The organism is Streptomyces durocortorensis (assembly GCF_016901035.1).
GTDB lineage: Bacteria > Actinomycetota > Actinomycetes > Streptomycetales > Streptomycetaceae > Streptomyces > Streptomyces durocortorensis.
This window is the reverse complement of sequence record NZ_JAFEUF010000345.1, coordinates 1-5687: the sequence shown is the minus strand read 5'-3', so window position 1 is coordinate 5687 and position 5687 is coordinate 1. Positions and strand designations below refer to the sequence as shown.

Sequence of the window (5687 nt, the reverse complement as noted above, 5' to 3'; positions counted from 1 at the left end):
CTCACCGTTACCTACGCCGACCGCACCCAGACCACCCGCAGCCGCACCCTCGCCGAACCCACCGCCCACACCCCCGCCCTGGGCGCCACCGGCCGCGAACTCCTCACCAGCCTCGGCCTCCAGCGCGCCCGCGTCCGCGCACTCGCCCTGCGAGCAGAACGTCTGCGGCCCGCCGAGGACTCAGTCCACCAGCTCACCTTCGGCCACCGTGACGAGAAGCTTTGCCGCCTTGAAGCTGCACTCGACAGAACCGCACTCCGCTACGGCCCCGGCGTCACCGGAGCCGCATCGGCCTTCCCCCGGACCGGGTGAACTGCAGTCTCCGAAGGCGCGCCATGGTCACCGGAGTCAGACGGCCGGAGCACGCGGGCGAGCGGGGCCACCGGACGGTGAAGCGGCTCGCCGCGTCCAGCACCGACCACCATGCATGTGGCACCGCGGATCACCCTGCCGAGTTCCCGGCGGCACCGACAGTACTCAATCTCACGAACTTGATCCAATTTCGTGAAAACCTCCCCTCCTCACCAAATATGGCTAGTCTGGTGGAACCAATGAAGGGGGTTTCATATGTCGGAAACTGAGGGCACGCCGCGGGCCCTGCGCATCGGCTTCGAGTTCCATGTCCCGCGGGCGGTACGGCGCAACATCCACGGCGCCAGGGTGGACCGGGCACTGGACACGATCACCGAGCGGGTCCTGGGGCTGGCCGCGGAAGACTTCCCGGCGGCGGGGAAGGCTTTCGTTCGCGGGGAGTGGGTGTACCCGTGGACCGACCGGCGCCAGGAGTACCTCCTTGCCGACGGCAAGGCCGAGCTGGTGCCTGATGAGGACACCGTCGACGAGGTGGGGCCCGGCACTCCGAAGGCGATGCGGATCAGCTTCGAGTTCGAGGTCCCCACCGGCTTCCGGAGTATCCGCGCGACCGAATTCAACCGGGTCCTGGACGCGATAGCGGAGCGGGTCCTGGGCCTGGTCGAGGGCCTGTTTCCGTGGGCTTCCAAGGCCGTGGTCCGCAAGGAGTGGCTCTACAACTGGACCGACGGCCGCTACGAACGCCCCCTCGCACCGAACGAGTTCAACACCCCCGGGTAGAGCCCTTAGCCGCGCCCTCAGGGGCGGAATCCGTCGGCACCGATCCGCGCCGACGGATTCCGCGAGCACCTGAGGTCGCATCCACGTGTCGGCTCGCGCGAAGAAGGCCGGCTCGCCTGGCGGCAGCCGCGGGCGGGAAGGTACGGACCTCTGCGCAGCCGACGCCGGACTGGCCGGCACCGTCTGCGCCGCCGAGGGCCGAACCAACCGTCAAGGGGTCTCCGCCGCAGCTGGGTTGGCTGTTTTCACTCGTTCGTGTCGGCAGGCCGTTCGGCGGGCGGCGAAGGAAACGTGAGGATCATCACGCTCCACGGATCCCCCTGTCGACGACATGTCACGCGAAGCCCACTGTTACCCCAGGTCAGAACCCATGCACCACACGTAACATCACTACACTCCGGGGTTAGTTGATCTCTGAACGTAATATTCGTGCGGGTGCGCATGCGCGTTCGGCGGATTCGGCCGGTTGAGTGATCCGTGACGGCACCTCAAAGCCGGAACCATCCAGCCTCAACGAAGAGGATCCATGACCGACGACGTACGCGAGGAGGACGGCCGCACCCCCGTGGCCGAAGCCCCGCTCCCGCTCCCGCTGGAGTTCGAGGCCTACTACCTCACCAACCAGGAGGCGTTCCACGAGTTCGCCCTGTTCGTCCTCGGGACGAACGACCTCGCGGAGAAGGCCGTGCACCGCGCCTTCCGGGAACTCCTGCGGCACTGGGACGACCTGCTCACCGAGCCCGACCTCCCCGAGCAGGCCTGGAACATCATGCGCAGGGTCGTCATCGACGAACTCCTCGGCACGCTGCGCGAGAACATGACGGCCATGGACAGCGGCATCGGCCTGTACCCGGCACTCTGCAAACTGCCCTCACGTCAGTTCGACGTGGTGGTGCTCAAGTTCATCGGCAAGTACGACACCAAGCACATCGCCTGGTACATGGGGCTCACCCCCAACACGGTCCGCCACCACTGCCGCAAGGCCCTGGAGCGCCTGGCTCCCATCCACCGCCGCGCCACGCGGCCGATGAAGCGAAGGGACACCCTGTGACCGCCAACCCCTGGGAGAAGCTCTTCGCGGACGCCGACGCCCGCGTCCGTGAACCCCGCCGACCCTTCGACGTCGGCGCCGGACTGCGGCGCCTCGCCCACGACATCGGCTACGTGCCGCCCACCCCCGTCGCGCCCGCGAGCCCCAACGCCCGCCGCCGCCTCGGCGCCATGGCCCGGTGCGCCGTCACCCAGGCCGGGGCGGCCTCCCACGTGGAAAGGCTGACCGCGCTCCTGGGCCCCGACGAGAACGAGGACAGCGTCACCGAGTTCGACGGCTGGACCAACGGCGTCGACATCGACGGCGTGCAGGTCTTCGCGTGCACGCTCTACCTCGCCCGCCATCCCGAGAGCGCCAGGTTCTGGTGGAGGTTCGCGGCAGGCGCCGGCCACAACGGCGCCGCGTACTGCCTCTACCTCGACCACCTCGGCCTCGGCGAAGAACGCGAAGCCCGGTTCTGGAAGAAGCAGGTCACCACGACCCTGTTCTCCTCCGGCCCGAGCCACGATCCCGACCCGGAGGAGTTCCTCAAGGCCCTCGACTCCCTGACCGGGTACTTCGTCCGCAACCCCACCTCCCGGGCCGTCACCACCGGGCACCTGGAGGCCGACGTCGAGCGCGTGGTCGACCGCTACACCGACGGCCTCGTCTGCCGCCCCGACGCCCGCATCGCCGACCACATCCACACACTGGTCGGCCGTCCCTGACCAGAGCCCGGCGGGGCCGAAGGTTCCTAGCCGCCCAGCCCCGCCGAACTCCGCAAGCACCCGAAGAACGGAGCACCACCATGCACACTAACCGCCGATCCGAACCCGCGGACGAGCCCCCGCAGAAACGTCCCGAACGGACCTGGCTCGCCCGCCGCCACCACGCCCTGCTCTCCAGCGCCCTCCGCGGCGCCGCCTACGCCACCGGGGCAGGCATCGTCGGACTCGGCTTCTGGCTGATCCAGCAGAACCTGTAACCCCCCTGCCGGGGCCCGGCGGACCCACCGGGCTTCGGCACCCTGCTCCGTCGACCAGTGCATCGCCGATCTGCAGCGTGTGGTGACCGTGCTGAACCTGATCACCTCGACGTACCCACGTTGCCCGGCCGGACGCCACGCGCTGGGCTTCGCCCAGATTGCCGTCCGGGTCGGCACCATCGCCAGTACCGCTCCCGGCCAGTACAGGCACTGGCCGGGAGCAACCAGCCCCGAAAGCCGCGGCCGCCCACTCTGATCGGTGGCAACCATCTGCCGGCTAGGCACCGTTGTTGTCGCCTTCCACACCGTCTTCTTGGGTCTGATTGCGTCGGCGTCTACGGCTGACCGCGGTAGCAGCGGTCATGATCATGGCCGCGAGCAGCGCGGACGGTAGCTGAGTGAGCAGGCCATGGCCCATCTCGCCGACGATCTCAGGCAAGGACATGTGGTCCTCCTTCGTGTTCCTCCTGGGTGATGCCACATTTGTAAGCCAGCACCAATCGCAGGTGGCGCGAAGTGATCGCTGTTGGAGGATTTTGCGGCTTCGTACGGAAAGTGCCTGATGGGCGGCCACCGCAACTCCTACAATTTGCGGAAACTGCGAGTGGTGGAGGGTTCATGACAAGCTCCGAGAAGTTGCACACTGCGGAACAATTCACCCAGGCGCTGCGCCAGTTGGTTTCCAATACCGGCAGGAGTCCGGAAGACATCGCCAAGCGGGCTGGCCTCTCCGGAAACACGGTGCGCAGCGTGGTGAGCGGAAAGAATTGGCCGCGCCGGAACACTGTGGAGTTAGTTACTCAAGCCTGTGGCCAGAACCCCAAACCCTGGCTGGACGCCTGGCAGCCGCTCGACGACGCCAAACCCCGGCCCGAACGCGGCGACGACAGGCTCCAAGAGCAGATCGATGCACTCGGGGCTGAAGTGGACAGGCTCAGCAGCCAAGTTCGCTCTCTTGCTGACGCCATCAAGGACGGGGAGGAAGCAGATCGGCGGCGCGAACGCCGAAGGGCAGATGCCTTCCTCATCTTCCTGACCCGTATGCCACGCCCCGCGTTCAGCCGGGTAGAGGTTGACAGAGCCTCGATGGAAACGAGGGCCGCCCCCACAGTCAGCTACCTGGAGCCCGCCTACGACGGCTATGAGGTGCACTCATTCCTCAGAAAGGTCAAGGAACACTCCAGCATGGAGGGCCTTCCCGACCTGGCTGTATACCTAGCCACCAGCCATTTCTCCCCGGCAGTCACCAGCGTGGCGGCGTACAAGAAGAACGACGACGACGCGCTCTCTGACTACGTGGCAAGCGACGTGGACACCTACGTCGCGGAGCTCCAGGACTGTCTGCATCAGTATCTGCGCGACTGCACCGATGCCCAGCAGCGCGCCGCCGCTCAGTTGAACCGCATCTGACCTCCGCCCTGGACGAATGCAGGGCCGTCATCCCATGCGTGCGCTGCGTGCAGGCGTTCGAAGCTGATGCATCCGCCCCTTCCATGCCGCCCGAGGATGCCTTCGTCGAAGAAGCGGCGAAGGGAGTCGGTCAGCGCGGCGGTGGTCAGCGGCGGTTCTTCGTCCGGGCTGAGGGACGCCAGCAGCCCCGGGTGGCCCTCCGTATAGGCCAGGGCCAGGCGGTCAGGATGCCAGCGCACGGTCCGGTCACCTCACCGTGGACCACGGCGTATGTTCGCGATGAGGTCGAACTTCATCGGCTCCCCGTCCACGTTCATCTGGGCGGTAACGGGGTACGCCCGCCCGTCGATGAGCTCAGCCTGGTCGCGGCACACCGGAACGCCGAGCCTTGCGACTGGCGAGGCAGGCAGGCAGGCGTGAAGGCTGTCGCTCTATCGGCCCAGGGGCCGGGGCGTGCGGTTGACGCTCCAGCCCCTGCGACTCTTCTCCCACTCGCTCACCGTGAACTCCTCTGTTGACGCGATCTCTCCTGCTAACGAGGACAGGACGGATGCCCGTCTCCGCCGAATGGCGGTAAGGGCAGACGAGAGTGCAGGGGAGAGCCCGCAAAGCCCGACCGCCAGGACGAACCTCGCACCGCGCCGACCCGCCCTGAGCATGACGCTGCTCCGTGATGGCCGCCACCGCAGCGAGCGCACCTTTCCGAAGACGCCAACTCTTGGGCCGCTTCTCTATGAGTCTCAGATGGCATTTGCGCAGGTGGGCGCGGTGCGAGAAGAGCCTGTGAGCTGTGAGGCAGGGGCACCGGGTCGTCCACTTTCCGCCAACCAGAGAATCCGAACGAGTAAAAAAATGGGCTAAAAACTAGGGTAAATACTGCTAGGGTGAGGGCACGAAGGGAGATCCACCCATGGCATCCGAGGAAGAGCTGTTCGCGAATATCGACGCCCTGTTGGAGGAGGAGCCGCAGCTGCCGCCCCCGGCGGAGCGCGCCCGACTGCGTGAGGCCGCTGGCATCACCCAGGCGCGTCTCGCGACCGCGTTGAAGTCGACCGTTCAGACGGTGAAGAACTACGAGAACGGTCGCTCCGAGCCGAAGTCGCCGCGCCTGGAGGCTTACCAGCGGCTCCTGAAGGGGTGGGCAGCGAAGTACCCCGCGCACACTTCCTC

The 5687-nt window shown here is 66.9% G+C and carries 9 protein-coding genes; 7 read left to right on the top strand and 2 right to left on the bottom strand.

Annotated features, from left to right (window positions below; translation table 11 throughout):
* The 5 genes from JS521_RS33300 to JS521_RS33280 form a co-directional block, all read left to right on the top strand.
* Positions 1-312 (top strand): DinB/UmuC family translesion DNA polymerase (locus tag JS521_RS33300; protein WP_443732190.1); only part of this gene is annotated, 312 nt, incomplete at its 5' end.
* Positions 313-567: 255 nt separating this feature from the next.
* A complete protein-coding gene (locus JS521_RS33295; RefSeq protein WP_205086627.1) occupies positions 568-1092 on the top strand; it encodes a hypothetical protein in 525 nt (174 codons plus the stop codon).
* A 526-nt stretch (positions 1093-1618) separates the two neighbouring features.
* Positions 1619-2143: an RNA polymerase sigma factor gene (locus tag JS521_RS33290; RefSeq protein WP_205086626.1), complete on the top strand. Its 525-nt coding sequence runs from the start codon at positions 1619-1621 to the stop codon at positions 2141-2143.
* Positions 2140-2850: a hypothetical protein gene (locus tag JS521_RS33285; protein WP_205086625.1), complete on the top strand. Its 711-nt coding sequence runs from the start codon at positions 2140-2142 to the stop codon at positions 2848-2850. The genes JS521_RS33290 and JS521_RS33285 overlap by 4 nt, the downstream gene beginning before the upstream one ends.
* A gap of 80 nt (positions 2851-2930) precedes the next feature.
* Entirely contained in the window at positions 2931-3107 is a 177-nt protein-coding gene (locus JS521_RS33280; protein WP_205086624.1) for a hypothetical protein, read from the top strand.
* 277 nt (positions 3108-3384) lie between these two features.
* Here JS521_RS33280 and JS521_RS33275 read toward each other — a convergent pair whose 3' ends face one another.
* Entirely contained in the window at positions 3385-3552 is a 168-nt protein-coding gene (locus JS521_RS33275) for a hypothetical protein (RefSeq protein WP_205086623.1), read from the bottom strand.
* A 173-nt stretch (positions 3553-3725) separates the two neighbouring features.
* Between JS521_RS33275 and JS521_RS33270 the strand changes: the two genes are divergently transcribed.
* Positions 3726-4517: a helix-turn-helix domain-containing protein gene (locus JS521_RS33270; protein ID WP_205086622.1), complete on the top strand. Its 792-nt coding sequence runs from the start codon at positions 3726-3728 to the stop codon at positions 4515-4517.
* Here JS521_RS33270 and JS521_RS33265 read toward each other — a convergent pair.
* Positions 4499-4756 (bottom strand): hypothetical protein, encoded by a 258-nt coding sequence (locus JS521_RS33265; protein WP_205086621.1) that lies wholly within the window; start codon positions 4754-4756, stop codon positions 4499-4501. The genes JS521_RS33270 and JS521_RS33265 overlap by 19 nt on opposite strands.
* 671 nt (positions 4757-5427) lie before the next feature.
* On the opposite strand from JS521_RS33265, the gene JS521_RS33260 reads away from it, so the two are divergent.
* A partial coding sequence (locus JS521_RS33260) for a helix-turn-helix domain-containing protein (protein WP_205086620.1) occupies positions 5428-5687 on the top strand: 260 nt, incomplete at its 3' end.